General features: G+C 63.1%; 15 protein-coding genes and 1 pseudogene (1 of these 16 cut by a window edge). 7 read left to right on the top strand and 9 right to left on the bottom strand.

From position 1 onward, the window contains the following. Positions 1–270 precede the first annotated feature (270 nt). Positions 271–825 carry a hypothetical protein gene (locus tag EOB49_RS20905; RefSeq protein ID WP_127382124.1) on the bottom strand — a complete coding sequence of 185 codons (555 nt, stop codon included), beginning with the start codon at positions 823–825 and terminating at the stop codon, positions 271–273. Then, entirely contained in the window at positions 826–2244 is a 1419-nt protein-coding gene (locus tag EOB49_RS20900) for an FAD-linked oxidase C-terminal domain-containing protein (protein ID WP_127382123.1), read from the bottom strand. A 97-nt stretch (positions 2245–2341) separates the two neighbouring features. Here EOB49_RS20900 and EOB49_RS20895 point away from each other — a divergent pair, with 97 nt between their 5' ends. The 3 genes from EOB49_RS20895 (at position 2342) to EOB49_RS20885 (ending at position 4268) form a co-directional block, all read left to right on the top strand. Continuing rightward, positions 2342–3121: a hypothetical protein gene (locus EOB49_RS20895; RefSeq protein WP_127382122.1), complete on the top strand. Its 780-nt coding sequence runs from the start codon at positions 2342–2344 to the stop codon at positions 3119–3121. 233 nt (positions 3122–3354) lie between these two features. After that, entirely contained in the window at positions 3355–3834 is a 480-nt protein-coding gene (locus tag EOB49_RS20890) for a thioesterase family protein (RefSeq protein WP_127382121.1), read from the top strand. 236 nt (positions 3835–4070) lie between these two features. Beyond that, positions 4071–4268 (top strand): hypothetical protein, encoded by a 198-nt coding sequence (locus tag EOB49_RS20885; RefSeq protein WP_013531006.1) that lies wholly within the window; start codon positions 4071–4073, stop codon positions 4266–4268. Positions 4269–4284: 16 nt separating this feature from the next. On the opposite strand, the gene EOB49_RS20880 is transcribed toward EOB49_RS20885, so the two are convergent. Then, on the bottom strand, positions 4285–4764 hold the full coding sequence (locus EOB49_RS20880) for an Lrp/AsnC family transcriptional regulator (protein ID WP_127382120.1): 480 nt from the start codon (positions 4762–4764) through the stop codon (positions 4285–4287). A gap of 89 nt (positions 4765–4853) precedes the next feature. Between EOB49_RS20880 and EOB49_RS20875 the strand changes: the two genes are divergently transcribed. Beyond that, positions 4854–5762 carry a DMT family transporter gene (locus EOB49_RS20875; protein WP_127382119.1) on the top strand — a complete coding sequence of 303 codons (909 nt, stop codon included), beginning with the start codon at positions 4854–4856 and terminating at the stop codon, positions 5760–5762. A gap of 10 nt (positions 5763–5772) precedes the next feature. Here EOB49_RS20875 and EOB49_RS20870 read toward each other — a convergent pair whose 3' ends face one another. Beyond that, positions 5773–6660: a dienelactone hydrolase family protein gene (locus tag EOB49_RS20870; protein WP_127382118.1), complete on the bottom strand. Its 888-nt coding sequence runs from the start codon at positions 6658–6660 to the stop codon at positions 5773–5775. Positions 6661–6929: 269 nt separating this feature from the next. On the opposite strand from EOB49_RS20870, the gene EOB49_RS20865 reads away from it, so the two are divergent. Together EOB49_RS20865 and EOB49_RS20860 are read left to right on the top strand one after the other, a co-directional pair. Continuing rightward, a complete protein-coding gene (locus tag EOB49_RS20865) occupies positions 6930–7085 on the top strand; it encodes a hypothetical protein (RefSeq protein WP_164781754.1) in 156 nt (51 codons plus the stop codon). An 8-nt stretch (positions 7086–7093) separates the two neighbouring features. Beyond that, positions 7094–7528, top strand: coding sequence for a hypothetical protein (locus EOB49_RS20860; RefSeq protein ID WP_127382117.1), 435 nt, complete (start codon positions 7094–7096; stop codon positions 7526–7528). 138 nt (positions 7529–7666) lie between these two features. Here EOB49_RS20860 and EOB49_RS20855 read toward each other — a convergent pair whose 3' ends face one another. Beyond that, positions 7667–9982, bottom strand: coding sequence for a glucose/quinate/shikimate family membrane-bound PQQ-dependent dehydrogenase (locus EOB49_RS20855; protein WP_127382116.1), 2316 nt, complete (start codon positions 9980–9982; stop codon positions 7667–7669). Between the two features lie 251 nt (positions 9983–10233). On the opposite strand from EOB49_RS20855, the gene EOB49_RS20850 reads away from it, so the two are divergent. Beyond that, on the top strand, positions 10234–12834 hold the full coding sequence (locus EOB49_RS20850; RefSeq protein ID WP_127382115.1) for a UvrD-helicase domain-containing protein: 2601 nt from the start codon (positions 10234–10236) through the stop codon (positions 12832–12834). Positions 12835–13108: 274 nt separating this feature from the next. Here EOB49_RS20850 and EOB49_RS20845 read toward each other — a convergent pair whose 3' ends face one another. From EOB49_RS20845 to EOB49_RS20830, 4 genes and pseudogenes are all read right to left on the bottom strand, one after another. Next, the gene (locus EOB49_RS20845) at positions 13109–14152 is read right to left on the bottom strand and encodes an ABC transporter permease (protein WP_127382114.1); all 1044 of its coding nucleotides are present in this window, start codon (positions 14150–14152) and stop codon (positions 13109–13111) included. Next, on the bottom strand, positions 14149–14946 hold the full coding sequence (locus EOB49_RS20840) for an ATP-binding cassette domain-containing protein (RefSeq protein ID WP_127382113.1): 798 nt from the start codon (positions 14944–14946) through the stop codon (positions 14149–14151). Before EOB49_RS20840 ends, EOB49_RS20845 begins: the two co-directional genes overlap by 4 nt. Positions 14947–15035: 89 nt before the next feature. Beyond that, positions 15036–16049, bottom strand: a complete 1014-nt coding sequence (locus EOB49_RS20835; RefSeq protein ID WP_127382112.1) for a substrate-binding domain-containing protein — start codon at positions 16047–16049, stop codon at positions 15036–15038. A 102-nt stretch (positions 16050–16151) separates the two neighbouring features. Next, positions 16152–16617, bottom strand: a pseudogene (locus EOB49_RS20830) (sugar phosphate isomerase/epimerase); it runs 460 nt beyond the window's last position.

Raw genomic sequence — 16617 nt, 5'->3', positions numbered from 1 at the left:
GGCGGTGTGCTTGGGTCTGCGCCTTGTCGCGCCGCTCCCGCAACAGCTTGACCAGGCCGGCAAGATCGGCGTCGGAAAGCTCCTGCACCGCCGGATGGTGCGATTTCTCCACCAGTTCCTGTTCGTCGGCGCTCAGCGCACGCGCCGCTTCCTTGCGTGAAATCGCCATGGCATTCCTCCTCCGCCGGCGTGCCCGTCAGTCTCGGGCCTCGCTGCCGAAGCTTCTAACCAAATGGTGGTGCGATCAAGGCACGGGAAATCCCTGAATGATCAACGTCGCCAAAGCCTATCGAGAAAACGAACCGGTTTGACGTCGCGCCCAAGCGCCCGGTGTCCGGCAGTCTCCATCAACACGGTTAAAACCGCCCCCTCATGGAGGCTGACCGAGAAACTCTCAGCAATGAATTCCAGCGTCGAATCGTGGAACGTCAGGATGAAATGCCTATAGGCTGAAAACAGGTCCCGCGTGTGAGACGAATGAACCCGATTTGCTCGTTCCAGGGAAGCGGTCCACAACGAGTTGAGAACTTTGAATGAGGAGTAGGGCTGCAAACCCAGTCCATATAGCCGATGCCCGCTGATGGCTTCGTCATTCGGTGGGCCGAATTGAAGTGCCAGATATGGGTCTGCTGTCAGGATCGCGACTGACTGATTGCCCGTTGTAGGCGAAACCGAGCGCGGATTCGTGCCATCAAATGATGGCTTCGGAGTGTTGACGATATAGGCAATAAGCAACTTGCCTCCATCCGCAAACACGTGCGGAAGTGGCGCGCCAGCGGACGACGGTGGCACCTCGATCGGCAGCAACCTCTCGTCAATCGACATCTAATGGGCTTCGCCCGGCAAAATCTTGCCCGGGTTCATGATATCAAGCGGATCCAGCGCCTGCTTGATGGTGCGCATGATGTCGACGCCGTGGCCTAGCTCATGGCGCAGGAAGCCGATCTTGCCTTGGCCGATGCCGTGCTCGCCGGTGCAGGTGCCGTCCATGGCGATCGCCCGCATATTGAGCCGCGCGACGAACTTTTCCGACAGCGCGATCTCCTTGGGATCGTTCACATCCATCAGCACCAGCACGTGAAAATTGCCGTCGCCGGCGTGGCCGACGATCGGCGCGATCAGACCCATCTCTTCTATGTCGGCCTCGGTTTCCAGCACACATTCGGCAAAGCGCGAAATCGGCACGCAGACATCGGTCGACAGCCCCTTGGCGCCCGGCCGCAGTGTCAGCGACGACCAGTAGGCGTCATGCCTGGCCTTCCACAGTTTGGTGCGCTCCTCGGCGACGCTGGTCCACAGGAACGGCCCGCCGCCATTCTCTTCCGCGATCATGCCAAAGGTCTCGGCCTGTTCGGCAACACCGGCATCGCTACCATGGAATTCGACGAACAGGCACGGGCTCTCGGGATAGTCGAGCTTGGAATAATTCTTCATCGCCCGCATCTGCAGCGCGTTGACCAGTTCGATGCGCGCCACCGGGATGCCCATCTGGATCGTCGCGATGACCGCGTTGCAGGCGGCCTCGACGCTCGGAAACGGGCAGACGCCGCCCGAAATCGCCTGCGGGATGCCTTGCAGCTTCAAGGTCAGCGAGGTGATGATGCCGAGCGTGCCTTCCGAGCCGACCAGCAGCCGCGTCAAATCATAGCCGGCCGAGCTCTTTTTCGCCCGCTTGCCGGTCGTCACCGTCTCGCCGTCGGCCATGACGGCGGTCAGCGACAGCACGTTCTCGCGCATCGTGCCGTAGCGCACCGCGTTGGTGCCGGAGGCCCGCGTCGCGGCCATGCCGCCGAGCGAGGCGTTGGCGCCGGGATCGATCGGAAAGAACAGTCCGGTGTCGCGCAGGTGCCGGTTCAAATCCTCGCGGGTGACACCGGGTTCCACCGTGCAGTCGAGATCTTGCGGATTGATCGCCAGGATACGGTTCATGCGCGACGTGTCGACGGATATGCCGCCGCCCGGCGCGTTGGTGTGACCTTCCAGCGAGGAACCGACGCCGAAGGCGATCACCGGCACGCGGTGCGCGGCGCAGGCGCGCACGATCTCCTGCACCTCGGCGGTCGTCTCGGGAAAGGCGACGCCGTCCGGCGCCTGCGTCGGAATATAGGTGGTGGTGTGCGCATGCTGCGAGCGGATGGCCTGGCCGGTCTGGAATCGCTCGCCAAGCTGTTGCTTGAGAATGCCGAGCACCGCTGCGATGCCTTCCTCGTTGCGTTCGACCGGGTTGAGGTCGCTCAGAGCCATATTTTCTATCCCAGCTTTTCTGCAGGAGGTCTAAGCCACTTGCGGCATAGATGTCCATTCGGCTAGTCAAATGGTTGCGGTGCCCTCGGGTCGGAAAATGAAAAGTTCGGTACTGGCAGGATACATCATCTTTTTTTTCCTGGCGCTCTTGCCTGGATGGGCGGTGCATACAGCGGCCCCCCAAAGTCGCGTTGGTTGGTTTGGTGCGGTCGTCTTCTTTGCCTTCATAGTGCTATTCGCCGTATTAAGCACTCGAGCACACCCGGGCTCTGATCGAAAGCCCGGTCCCTTCGCTCAGCGTTATGGTGGATATCTTTCTGTCTTTATCTTTGCGACTTTGTTTTTCGGTGAGTTGCTTGCCATCGCGCTTACCTATGGCGAGCCCGGTCAAGGCTTCATAGGGCAGATAGGTTCGATATTATCTGCCCTGGGATCATATCTTTTCCCCGTTGTTGCCAAATACGCGAATTCCATTCAACCGCCTCTTTCTGATAGATCGATCTTCAGAGCTCAATCCATAATAACCTGCTTTATTTTTGCAGGTCTCATATCTTCTATTTTGATTTTTATATACTATGTCGCCATGCCGAAAAATGAGATGATCGAAAGGCTCAATGCTGGCGGGCGCAAAAGACCAAATGCCTTGACCGCTGTTGCTTGTATCCTTTTCGCTATTCTTACAAGCTTGAGCGCTTATTTTGGTATCGACGAATTTCAAACAAAAACTGAACACTGCTGGCTAAATGCTGCTTGCTATACCGCAGGTGATGATTTGACACTCTTCTGGGCTGCGGTTGGAAAAATAGTGATGATGTTTTTCTTCCCGCTGGGCGGTCTTGCGATGTTGGTTGCTCGTCGCACTCTGCCAGAAAATTAAGAATCCGGTCCGAGCGTTCGACCGGGTTGAGGTCGCTCAGAGCCATGAATTCCTCCGCGAATGGACCAGCGTCCACGCTTGTTATGCGTCTATGGATGCGTAAAGCAATTCCAGGAAAAGTGTGAAGCGGTTTTCCCGGGAAAACCGCTTAGCGCTTTCCCTGGGGAATTGCGTCAGAACAAATAGAGTCTCCGGAGCCACGCTCTGTCCAGCACCAGAACAAGGAAGTTTCGATGCCTATCCCCACTCCCTTCGTCTCCCAACCCATGGATATCGAGAAGGACTGGATCGACTACAACGGCCATCTCAACATGGCCTATTACAACGTGCTGTTCGACCGCTGCTCGGACGATGCCTTCGAGGCAATGGGCATGGGACCGAACTATGCCCGGGATCGCCGCCTCACCATCTACACGGCCGAAGTCCATGTCTGCTACGTGCAGGAGCTGCATCTCGAGCACAAGGTCACGGTCTCCTTCCAGCTTATCGACCACGACGACAAGCGGCTGCGGGCCTATCAGGAAATCCGCCATGTCGACGGCTGGCTGGCCGCGACGTCCGAATCGCTGTCGCTGCATGTCGACATGTCCGGACCGAAGGTGGCGCCCTTCCCCGCCGATGTGCTTGCCAGGGTCGAAGCCATGCGTGCCGCTCATTCGGCACTGCCGATGCCGGAACGGGCCGGCCGCTCGATCGGCATCAAACGCAAATAGGGCGAAGCCGACACCTTCTCGTTCCCGGCTTCAAAGCCACACCGGCAACCTAAAATCGCAGAACCCTGCCGTCGGCCGGCAGCAGTGCTTGAAGCGGCGCGGCGCCCTCGTTAACCTTACCAAGGTTTTAACGGGAACAAGCCATTTGAGCCGTTGCGCGACTCAGCGGGTCGGTCGAAAACGATCCGCATCGAGGTAGCGACACGGGCGGCGCGGCGCCGGTTCGAGGAAAGTGCATGAAAACCGACATCAAGGTCGAAGTGGACAGGCTGGCCGCCGATCCGCGCATCACCGACTATGATTTCTGGCGCTCGCTCAAGAACGTCAACAACGAGATCTTCCACATCGCCAACAACAACGAGCCGATCCCGTTCGACATGATCCGCTGGCGTGCCATCCTGAAGCAGGCGCGCATGAAGCGCGGCCACGCATAGGTTCCTCTCCCGTAGGTCAAGCCTGGCGCCTCAACGCTCCCAGCGCCGAGCGCGCCACCACCGGCGACGACTGGATGATCGCCGTATTGGTCATCGCATAAGGAATGATGCGATCGATCACCCGCTCGAGTTCGGCCACCGAGCCGACATGCGCCAGCGCGATGAAACAATCCTCTCCGGTCACCCGGTCGCATTGCACGATCTCCGGCAGTTCGCGGATGATTTCGGCCACAACGGCCAGTTGTCCCGGCACCGGCCGGATGCGCAGCCATGCCGACAGCGGCAGGCCAAGTGCCGCCGGGTTGATCCTGACCGAATAGGCCTCGATGACGCCGCTTTCCTGCAGCCGCTTGATGCGCTCGGCCACGCTCGGCGCCGACAGACCGACCGAGCGTGCCAGTTCCGCCGTGCTGGTGCGCGCGTCCTTCTCCAGCAGACGCAAGATCTTCATGTCAGCGACATCGAGGTCGGCACTTTCAGTTCGAAGGCGCTTCATGGGAAATTCCTAGCTTCCGAGAGAAATCTCGCCAGACGGGCCCATCATCACTCATATAAAATGGCCAATCTGCCTGCGATACTGATCCGATGGATGATCAAACGCAAGCTCTTACGGCAGATCCTGCCCCCGGCAACTCCACCCTGGCCAGGCTGACGGAAAAATTGCCGCCGCATGTCTGGTTCGGCGTCAGCGCCGTCTTCCACTATCTCGGGCCGGCTTTCGCCGTGCTGCTTTTCCCGCATGTCGGCGTGCTCGGCATGGCGTGGCTGCGCATCGCCACGGCAGCACTCATCTTCGCGCAGCTGACCCGCCCATGGCGAAGCTTCGCCCGCGCCGATCGCTCGACAAGGCTGCTGTTGCTGGCCTTCGGCGCCTGTCTGGCGGTGATGAACTGTTCGTTCTACCTGGCGCTCGACCGCCTGCCGATCTCGCTGGTGGCGGCGATCGAATTCGTCGGCACCATCGGCGTCGCGGCGATCGGCCTCAGGAGCCCGCGCAATCTCGCCGCCCTTGCCGTCGCCGTCGCCGGCACCTTGCTGCTCATCGACGTCAGATGGTCCGATGATCCCATCGGGCTGTGCTGGGCCTTCCTCAACGGCGCGCTGTTTGTCGACTATATCATGCTCGGCCACCGCGTTGCCGCGTCAGGCGCAGGCAGCGGCATCGCCGGCCTGGGTGCTGCCATGGCGATCGCCTTCATCGTCGTGCTGCCGATCGGCCTCACCGATGGGCTGCCGGCCTTTTTCTCATTGCCGCTGCTGTTCGCCGCCATCGGCGTCGGAATCTGCTCCTCTGTCATTCCCTACATCTGCGACCAGCTCGCCATGTCGCGGCTGCCACGCGCCAGCTTCGCGCTGATGCTGTCGCTGCTGCCCGTCACCGCGACGCTGATCGGCGTCGTCGTGCTGCGCCAGATGCCAAGTTTTACCGATTGCCTCGGCATTGCGCTGGTGGTCGCCGGCGTCGCCTTCCACAAGCCGGCGAACACGGATTAGACGAACGCCCCTATGCCAGTTTCTGCTTGAGGAAGGCGATCGTTCTGCCCCAGGCGAGGTCCGCCGCCTTCTTGTCGTAGCGCGCTGCCGACGTGTCGTTGTTGAAGGCATGGTTGGCGCCTTCATAGACATAGACCGTGTATTCGACATGCGCCGCGTCGAGTTCCTTCTTGAAGGCGTCGATGCCGGCATTGATGCGCTCGTCCAGTCCGCCATAGTGCAGCAGCAAGGCCGCCTTGATCCTGGATACATCGGCGGCCTTCGGCTGCATGCCGTAATAGGCAACGCCGGCACTGAGATCGGGGGCGTTGATGGCCAGCATGTTGACCGTGCCGCCACCCCAGCAGAAGCCGATGGCGCCGACCTTGCCGTTGCCGTCTCTGTCGCTCTTGAGGAAAGCGACGGTCGCGACACCGTTGGCTATGGTCTGCGCCGGATCGAGCTTGGCGAACATGTCGCGCGCCTTGTCTTCATCGGTTGGCGTTCCGCCGAGCGGCGACAGAAAATCCGGCGCCAGCGCCACGAACCCCTCCAGCGCCACGCGTCGCGTCACATCGCGGATATGCGGGTTGAGCCCCCTGTTCTCATGCACGACGATGACCGTCCCAAGCTTGCCCGCCTTGTCCGCGGGCTTGACCAGATAGCCCTTCATCTCGCCGCTGCTGCCGGGATAGCTGATGTCCTCGCCCTTCACCCGCGGATCGTTGTCGGCGACAACAGCCGCTTGCGCCGAATTTGCCGCCAGAAGCGGCGCGATCGCGGCCGCCGCCGCACCCGATCCGGCAAGCCGGGTCAACTGCTCCATGAACCGGCGGCGATCGAGCGTCAGATGCGTGTATTCGTCATAGGCGTCGATCATCGCCTGGGTGATGGCGGGCTTGGCGTCGGGTTTCGTCATGGATAGGTCCTCTGCTTCGGGCTTTAATTCCCAGCTACATAGGGACCAAGCCGGCATGATCCAGTCGAGCACTCATCGCGGCCGCCGATTGCCTCAGGGCGCAGGGCGCCGGCCGCGCCCGAGCAGTAAAGCCGGCGCCATGCGCGGCCGTGTCATCACTTTTTGGTCATTGGCAATAAATCCTGCTGGCGCTGCCACAATCGTGAGGGAAGGTGGCAATCGACCAGTATCTTGGCCGTGTGCCCACACGTCAGACCCAGAAGGAAGCGATGACCATGACCATGCCTTCCCCGATCCTCGCCAGCGCGCTCGTCCTTGCGGCGACCGCCGCTTTGGCCCTGTGCTCGATGGTTCTGAACGCGGGCAGACGATCGTTGATCAGGGTCCGCACTGAGCGGAACCGCAACACGAAAGCCCAGGGCTGAGTGACGCCATGAACGTCCAGGACATCGTCAACACCGTTTCGCAGAAGGCGGGCCTCGACCAGGCGACGACGGAGAAAGTCGTCGGCACCATTTTCTCGGTGCTCGAACACGAGGCGGAAGGCACAAGCGCCTCGGCGTTCTTCGCCAAGATCCCCGGCGCCGACGACCTCGCCCATCAATATGACGTCATGGCTGCCGCTCCGGCCGGCGGTGGCGGTTTTCTGTCGTCGTTGCAGGGCGCGCTTGGCGGCGTTCTCGGCGAGAAGGCCGGCGCGCTGATCAACGGCGTCGCCGCGCTCAAGGCATCCGGGCTCGACATGGCGCAGATCCAGAAGGCCGGCGCGACGCTGATCCAGCAGGCCGAAGCCGCCTCCGGCCCCGACCTGACCAACAAGGTGCTCGGCTCGGTGCCCAGCCTGAAGGGCCATCTGGGGATTGGCTGATCGACAATCGGGCCGATCGGAAGATTTGCCGCCCCTCATCGCCCAGTCGGGCACTTTTCCCCGTCACTATGCGGGGAAAAGATACCGGCACAGATAATGGGCGGCGCGACCTCTGAGAGATCGCGCCCCCCTGCGCCCCTACTTCGGCAGCGCGTAGGCGATCACATAGTCCCCGGGCTTGGTGCCGACCGAACCGTGGCCGCCGGCGACGATGACCACGAACTGGCGGCCGTCGGCCACCGTATAGGTCATCGGCGTCGATTGCCCGCCGGCCGGCAGCCGCGCCTGCCACAGCTGCTTGCCCGATGTCAGGTCGTAGGCGCGCAGATAGTCGTCGACCGCCGCCCCCAGGAAGGCGACGCCGCCAGCGGTGATCATCGGCCCGCCAATGCCCGGCACCCCGACCTTCAGCGGCAGCGGCAGCGGCGTCATATCGTAGACAGTGCCGTTGCGATGCATGTAGGCGATCTTGCCGGTCCTGAGATCGGCGCCGGCGACATAGCCCCAGGGCGGCGCCTGGCAAGGAATGCCGAGCGGCGACAGGAACGGTCCCATCACCACCGCATAGGGCGCGCCCTCGTTGCGGTTCAGCCCCTGCTCGCTGCCGCGCCCCTCGTCCGGTGGCGGCACCTGATCGCGCGGAATGAGCTCCGACTTGAACGCCAGATAGGTCGGCATGCCGAACAGCACCTGCCGGACCGGGTCGACGGCGACGCCACCCCAGTTGAAGGTGCCGAAGTTGCCGGGGTAGATCAGCGAGCCCTGGACGGAAGGCGGCGTATAGCGACCCTCATAGCGCAGGCCCTGGAATTCGATCCGGCAGGCCAACTGGTCGAACATGGTTAGGCCCCACATGTCGGCGCCGGTGAGCGGCTTCGGCATGAAGGTAAGGTCGGAGACCGGCTGCGTTGGCGATGTGTGGTCACCTTCGATCGCGCCGCCGGGCGCCGGCACTTCGTTGACCGCAATGACCGGCTCGCCGGTGCGGCGGTCGAGCACATAGAGGTCGCCCTGCTTGGTCGGCCCGACCAGCGCCGGCACCACCGTGCCGTCGGGTTTGGTGATGTCGATCAGGCTCGGCTGCGCCGGCACGTCCATGTCCCAGAGATCGTGGTGCACGGTCTGCCGCACCCAGCGCACCTGCCCGGTGTTGAGGTCGAGCGCGGTGATCGACGACGAGAACTTCTCGACATTGGCGCTGCGCCCGGCTCCGAGTTGGTCCGGCGTCTGGTTGCCGAGCGGCACATAGAGCAGGCCGAGCTTCTCGTCCGCGCTCGGCGTCGACCACATGTTGGGTGAGTTGGCGGTATAGGTCTGGCCGGCCGGCAGCGGCGTCGTCTGGTCCGGATTGCCGGAATCCCAGTTCCACACCAGCGCGCCGGTCGCAGCGTCGTAGGCGCGGATGACGCCGGATGGCTCCTGCGTCGAATAATTGTCGTTGACCGCGCCGCCGACGATGATCTTGCCGCCTGAGATCAGCGGGGCCGAGGTCGAGTAATAATAGCCCGACTTCGGATAGGGCATGTTGGTCAGAAGGTTCAGCGTGCCGCCCTCGGCGAAAGCCGGGCAGATCTGCCCGTTGGCGGCATCGAGCGCGATCAGCCGCGCATCCGAGGTCGGCAGATAGACACGGGTCGCACAGGGCTGCCCGGCGGCGCCGGCGGCATCGGCGTAATAGGCCACGCCGCGGCAGGTCTGGTGCTGGCGGTCCTTGTCGAGCTTGACCTTGGGATCGAAGCGCCATTTCTCCTTGCCGCTCGCGGCATCGATGGCGATGGCGAAATTATGCGGCGTGCAGATGTAGAGCGTGTCGCCGATCTTCAGCGGCGTCACCTGATAGGTGGTCTCGCCGACATCGTCGGGACCCTTCACATCGCCGGTCTGGTAGGTCCAGGCAGGCTGCAGCTTGGCGACATTGTCCGGTGTGATCTGGTCGAGCGGCGAATAGCGCTGGCCGAACTGCGTGCGGCCGTAATAGTGCCATTCGCCGGCCGGCACATCATTGCCGAGATTGGCGTTGGCGACCACCTTGTCGGTGCCGAGTTCGCCGGCAATATCCTTCGGGTCCGATGTCATCGAATAACCGGCGACGGCCAATGATGCCAGCACGGCAAGGATCAGCGGCGCGCGCCCGTCAGGGCCGACGAGACCCCGCCTCGCCCACGGCGTCAGCAGCCACAAAGCGAGAAGCACGATGATGCCGCCGCGAGGCCCGAGTTCCCACCAGTCGAAGCCGGTTTCCCAGACCGCCCAGGCCAACGTGCCGAGCACGATCACCGCGTAGAGCCACAAAGCAGTCGACCTGCGCCGGTAAAGCAGCCAGGCGGCGATCAGGAAGGCAAGACCGGCAACGACATAGTACCAGCTGCCGCCCAGCATCGCCAGGCGGATGCCGCCGCCGCCGAGTGCCAGGCCGATGAGGAAAAGAATGAGGGAGGTGATGGTGACAGCCAAGATGATACTCCTTCGACTGTTGCGCTTTGCGGCGCTGCCATGGCAACCCGGCATTGCGTCGCTGCCCGAAGCACAACTTTCTCCCGACGGTCCCGCCTGTCAAGCATGGGCCTCAAGCGCAGGCGGTAATGGTCCATCGCCATTGGGATAACATCGACCGCACTGGGAGCGTGGGCAGCAATCGGGCACTTTAGCGGAACAAAACGTAGACAGTTCTGGTCTTTCCCCACCGAATCACTACATTCGGGGCGATGTCCGGCTTTTCCGAAGACATGCCCTTTTTCGACGAACCCAACGCGCGGCCCCCGGCCCCGTCGGGCATCGCCGCGCGCGCCATGGCTGCCCGCAGCGGACAGAACAACGCACCCGACTATCTGAAGGGCCTCAACCCGGAGCAGCGGCTGGCGGTGGAAACCACCGAAGGCCCGGTTCTGGTGCTGGCCGGAGCCGGCACCGGCAAGACCCGCGTGCTCACCACCCGCATCGCTCACATCCTCGCCACCGGCAAGGCGTTCCCGTCGCAGATCCTCGCGGTGACCTTCACCAACAAAGCCGCGCGCGAGATGAAGATCCGCATTGGCGTGCTGATCGGCGAAGGCAATGTCGAAGGCATGCCATGGCTCGGCACCTTCCACTCGATTGGCGTGAAGCTGCTTCGCAGACATGCCGAACTCGCCGGTTTGCGCTCCGACTTCACCATCCTCGACACCGACGACGTCGTGCGGCTGATCAAGCAGCTGATCCAGGCCGAAGGTCTGGACGACAAGCGCTGGCCGGCCAAGCAGTTCGCCCAGATGATCGACGGCTGGAAGAACAAGGGGCAAGGCCCGGCCGACATCGCCGAGGGCGACGCCCGCGCCTTCGCCAACGGCAAGGGCCGCGAACTCTACAAGGCCTATCAGGAGCGGCTGAAGACGCTGAACGCCTGCGATTTCGGCGATCTGCTCTGCCACCCGATCCGCATCTTCCGCGCCAATCCGGACGTGCTGAAGGAATACCACAAGCGCTTCAAATACATCCTCGTCGACGAGTATCAGGACACCAACACCGCCCAGTACATGTGGCTGCGCCTCCTGGCGCAAAGGCCGCAAGGCAAGCCGATCTCCCCCTCTAGGGGGGAGATTGGGCGCTCTTCGACTGACACCCGCGCCACCGTAAATATCTGCTGCGTTGGCGACGACGATCAGTCGATCTATGGCTGGCGCGGTGCCGAGATCGACAACATCCTGCGCTTCGACAAGGATTTTCCCGGCGCCACCATCATCCGGCTGGAGCGCAACTATCGCTCGACCGCGCACATCCTTGGTGCTGCCTCCCACCTCATCGCCCACAATGAGGGCCGCTTCGGCAAGACGCTGTTCACGGACCGCAACGATCCCGAAGACGGCAAGGTGCATGTTCACGCCGCCTGGGATTCCGAAGAAGAAGCGCGCGCCGTCGGCGAGACCATCGAGACCTACCAGCGGCAAAAGCACAATCTCAACGACATGGCGATCCTTGTCCGCGCCTCCTTCCAGATGCGGGAGTTCGAGGACCGCTTCGTCACGCTCGGCCTCAACTACCGCGTCATCGGCGGCCCGCGCTTCTACGAGCGCATGGAAATCCGCGATGCGCTGGCCTTCTTCCGCGTCGTCGCCCAAGGCGCCGACGACCTCGCTTTTGAGCGCATCGTCAATGTGCCCAAGCGCGGCCTGGGCGAAGCCACCATCCGCCAGATCCACGACACCGCGCGTGCGCTGCGCATCCCGATGCTGGAGGCCGCCGCCAAGCTCGCCGAAAGCGACGAGTTGAAACCGAAGCCGCGCGCCGCACTTCGTGAAGTGGCGGCCAATTTCGAGCGCTGGCAAAAGGCACTGGAAACCACGCCGCACACCGAACTCGCCGAGACCATTCTCGAAGAGAGCGGCTACACCGACATGTGGAAGAACGACCGCTCGGTCGAAGCGCCCGGCCGGCTGGAGAACCTGAAAGAACTGATCCGCTCGATGGAGGAGTATGAGTCGCTGCGCTCCTTCCTCGAACATGTCGCACTGGTCATGGATGCCGAGCAGAACGCCGGGCTCGACGCCGTCTCGATCATGACGCTGCATTCGGCCAAGGGCCTCGAATTCGAGACCGTCTTCCTGCCCGGCTGGGAGGAAGGCCTGTTCCCGCACCAGCGCGCGCTGGATGAAGGCGGCCGCTCCGGGCTGGAGGAAGAGCGCCGCCTTGCCTATGTCGGCCTGACCCGCGCCAAGAAGAACCTGCATCTGTGGTTCGTCTCCAACCGCCGCATCCATGGCCTTTGGCAATCGACGATCCCGTCGCGTTTCCTCGACGAACTGCCGGAAGCCCATGTCGAGGTCGCCGAAAGCGGCAACTCCTACGGCGGCTACGGCAATTCCTATGGCGGCGGTTCTTTTGCCTCCGGCCGCGGCGGCCAGGGCGCAGGAAGACAGAACCCCTATGGCGCCTCGCGCTTCGACAATGTCGGCGCCGACAGCGAAAAATCCGGCGCCTTCTCCAACACCTATGCAACGCCGGGCTGGCAGCGCGCGCAGGCCAACCGCACCGAGGCGACCGACCGCAACTGGGGCTCGCGCTCCGGCCATCAGGTCGAGCGCATCGGCTATGGCGAGACGGACAGCGGCTACGGCGCCGGCCGCACTTCGGTCAAGGGCCGCACCATCGACGGCGAACTGGTCGCCAAATCCGTCGCCGACAAGCCATCGCCCTTCAACGTCGGCGACCGCGTCTTCCACCAGAAATTCGGCAACGGCAACATATCAGCCATCGAGGGCAACAAGCTGACCATCGACTTCGACAAGGCCGGCCAGAAACGCGTGCTGGACGGGTTTGTCGCGGCGGTGTGAAGATGGCGTTTTCCCGCGGACAGCTCCCACCTTCGTCATCCACGGGCGGAGCAGGAGCGAAGCGACGTCGCGGAGACCCGAGGATCCATGCCGTGACCTTTGGCCGTGGAGTGCAGCGGAGCAGAATTCTGCACCGTAGTGACGCGTTGAAGTCGCGGCATGGATCCTCGGGTCTGCGCTGCGTCGCTACGCTCCTTGCTTCGCCCGTCGATGACGAAAACGATGAGCGCCGGCGCCAATCGTCAAGGCATGCGGTCCGCCAACGAAACAGCCCTCACCTGTACCTCGCCTGGTTCCACTTATGCCCCAGCAGCGACAGGATGATGATCAGCCCGTTGAAGAACTGCACGTAGAAGCCGCTCAGTCCCGCCGCCACGACGCCGGTCTGGATGAACGACACGGTGACCGCGCCGATAGCGCCGCCGACCACCGTCCCGATGCCGCCCCAGGTCGGCGTGCCGCCGACGAACACCGAGGCCAGCACCGGCAGGAGATAGCCGTCACCGGCGGTCGGCCACCAGGTGAAGTTGATCATCACCGAGAAGGTGCCGGCGAGGGCCGCCCCGATGCCGACGAAGACGAACACTTTCACCCGCACGCGCTTGACGTCGATGCCCATCTGCTGGGCGCTGTCGGGATTGTCGCCGACCACCCTCACCTGCGCACCGAAGCGGTGGCGGTTGTAGAGCATCGCCGACAGCACGACGAAGCCGATGGCCCAGAAGATCTGCACCGGAATGCCCAGGAGCTGGCTTGAGAAGATCGTGTAGGCCCAGCTGTCGCTGAGGCTGGTCAGCGCCATCGACTTGCCTTCGTTGATGATCTGGATCAGGCCGCGCAGCAGGAAATTCATGCCGAGTGTGGCGATCAATGACGACAGCCCGCCATAGACCACCAGCGACCCGACCAGGAAGCCGAGCAGCATGCCGGTGATCAGCGCCGCGGCGATGCCGAGGAACGGATCGTAGCCGGCCTGCACGACCAGCGCGAAGACCCATGAGGCAAAGCCCATCGTTGCCGGAAACGACAGGTCGATCTCGCCGCAGGTGACGACGAAGACCAGCGGCACCACCACGAACAGCGCAACGGGGAGCGTCGTCAGCACCGAGCGGTAGAGATACCAGGTGGTGAAGACGGTCGGGTTGGCGATCAGGAACACCGTCATCATGACGATGAACACGGCGAGCGTGCCGAGCGCGGCACGGTTGTCGAGGATGAAGCCGCGCATCCAGTGATCGGATGGGTGTTTCCACTCCTTCGGGGAACTGGGGATGCCAGCGGACGGCTCGTGCAGGTCGGGCTCCATGGTCTTGCTCATCGTGCTCTCTGCTCCGCGTCGCCGGCATCGTGCAGCCCGGCCAATCCGCCGGGATGCGCGACCTCTTCCATGAATTTGATGAGATCTTCGGCCGACTTGACCTCGCTGCGGTCGGTCGTCAGTGCGACCTTGCCGCGGTCGAGCACGACGAAGCGGTCGGCGATGTCGAAGACATGATGGATGTTGTGGCCGATGAACAGGATCGAGCGGCCGCTCGCCCGCACCTGGCGCACGAAATGGAACACCTTGGCGGTTTCGGTCAGCGACAGCGCCGTCGTCGGCTCGTCGAGGACGATCAGCTCCGCCTGTTTGTAGATGGCGCGGGCGATCGCCACGCCCTGGCGTTCGCCGCCGGAAAGCTGGCCGACGATCGACTGCGGCGTGAACACTTTCGAGGTGAAGCCAATCTCGCGCATCAGCCGGCTCGCTTCCTCGATCTCCTTGTTGACCCTGAGAAAGCCCATGAAGCCGGTCAGCTCGCGGCCCATGAAGATGTTGCGAACGATGGTCTGCTGCACGGCCAGCGCCCGGTCCTGGAACACCGTCTCGATGCCGGCCTCGCGCGAACGCGCCGCACTCCACCCGGTCACCGGCTTGCCGCGCACGAGGATTTCACCGCTGGTCGGCTTGACCACGCCCGAGAGTATCTTGATCAGCGTCGACTTGCCGGCGCCATTGTCGCCGAGCAGGCCGACGACCTCGCCGCGGTCGACGCTGAGATCGACCCCGCCCAGTGCATAGACCTGGCCATAGGATTTGCTGATGTCGCGCAGTTCGATGAGGCGTTCTGCCATCGGATCCTCGCTTTGATTGTCTCGTGCCGGCTTCGTCGCCAGCGGTCCCGCCGGCCGGGGCCTGAGATCCCGGCCGGCGGCTTGGGAGGTCAGCGCAGCGCCTGCTTGGCGAGCTCAGCGACGATCTCGTAATTTTCGGGCGTGACGAAACCGGCGCCGGTGTCGACATTCATCGGCGCCAGCCCCAGCACAACCTGCTGGCAGAGGCTGAGGATCGGCAGATAGCCCTGCAGGAACGGCTGCTGGTCGGCGGTCAATTGCACCCAGCCGCCCTTAAAACCCTCGACGATCTGCGGGCTGGTGTCGAAGCCGAAATTGAAGATCTCGCCCGCCTTGCGTCCCGCTGCCTGCATGTAGGTCGAGACATTGCCGAGCATCTGCCCGCCGGGATAGCCGACCGCCTTGACGTCGGGATTGTTGAGCAGCGCCGCGGTGATCACCGGAATGGCCAGATTGGGATCGGACGCCCATTCGCCGCTCGGCGGTGAGGACAACTGGATGACCTCGACGCCGGCTTCCTTGAGCGCTGCCACCGTGCCGCGCTCGCGCGCGCCGCGGCTTTCGTTTTCGAACGGACCGATCATGATCGCCTTGTCGCCGGCCTTCAGCTTGCCCAGCTTGAACGCCTCGGCGCCGAGCGCGCGGCCCTGCTGTTCCTGCTGGGCGCCGACATAGCCTCCGCCGAATGCCGCCATCACCTTCGGCACCGGCACGTTCTGGTACATCATCTTGATGCCGTCCTTGTGCGCCTGTTCGGCGAGCGGCATGATCGACGCGTCGCCCGGATGACCCATCATGGCGATGCCATTGGGCTTGACCGCGACGGCCTCGCGCAGTTGCTGCACCATCTTTTCGATGTCCCACTGGGAGAAGATGTAGTCGACCTTCGGCCCGAGATCGGCCTCTGCCTGCTTGGCGCCATTGTAGACGATGGTGCCGAAAGCGTCGCCCTCGGCGCCGCCGACGAAGAAGCGGATGTGGACGTCCTTGCACCATTTGGCGTCGAGCGCCCGCGCGGGCAAGGTGGAGATCGCAGCGGCAAGCATCGTGGCGGCGGCCACGACGGTCGAGCGCAGAACTGTCCTTCTCATCGTCATGCTCATGCACTTATCCTCCCTTTTTGTCCTCGCAAGCGAGGGGTTCGACATTCGCTTCGGCAATGTGCGTTGCAGACATCCCGGCCGGCTCCTCCCGCCGGCCGATCCTCACATCGGGTTCGGCAGGTAGCTGGTCCCTCCCCGGCATTGCTTGAGATATTCAAGCGCCCGCACCTGGCCGGTGATCTCGAGGTCGCCGCGATAGACCGGGTCGTGCCAGCCTTCGATATCGATGGCCCCCTTGTAGCCGGCCAGCCGCAATTCGCTGATCACTCGCGTCCAGTCGCTGTCGCCGAAGCCTGGCGTGCGCATCTGCACGAAGGGCAGCCGGCCGAACACGCCATGCTCGCGGATGACATCCCAGCGCACCGTCGCGTCCTTGCCGTGGACGTGGAAGATGCGCGGCGCCCATTTGCGGATCTGCGGCATCGGGTCGATCAGATAGACCAGCTGATGGCAGGGCTCCCATTCAAGGCCGAGATTGTCGTCCGGCACTTCGTTGAACATCAGCTCCCAGGCGTCGGGATTGTGGGCAATGTTCCAGTCGCCGGCGGCCCAGTTGCCGTCCATGGCG

The organism is Mesorhizobium sp. M7A.F.Ca.MR.148.00.0.0, from assembly GCF_003997735.1.
Classification (GTDB): domain Bacteria; phylum Pseudomonadota; class Alphaproteobacteria; order Rhizobiales; family Rhizobiaceae; genus Mesorhizobium.
This window is presented reverse-complemented; position numbering and strand designations above follow the sequence as displayed.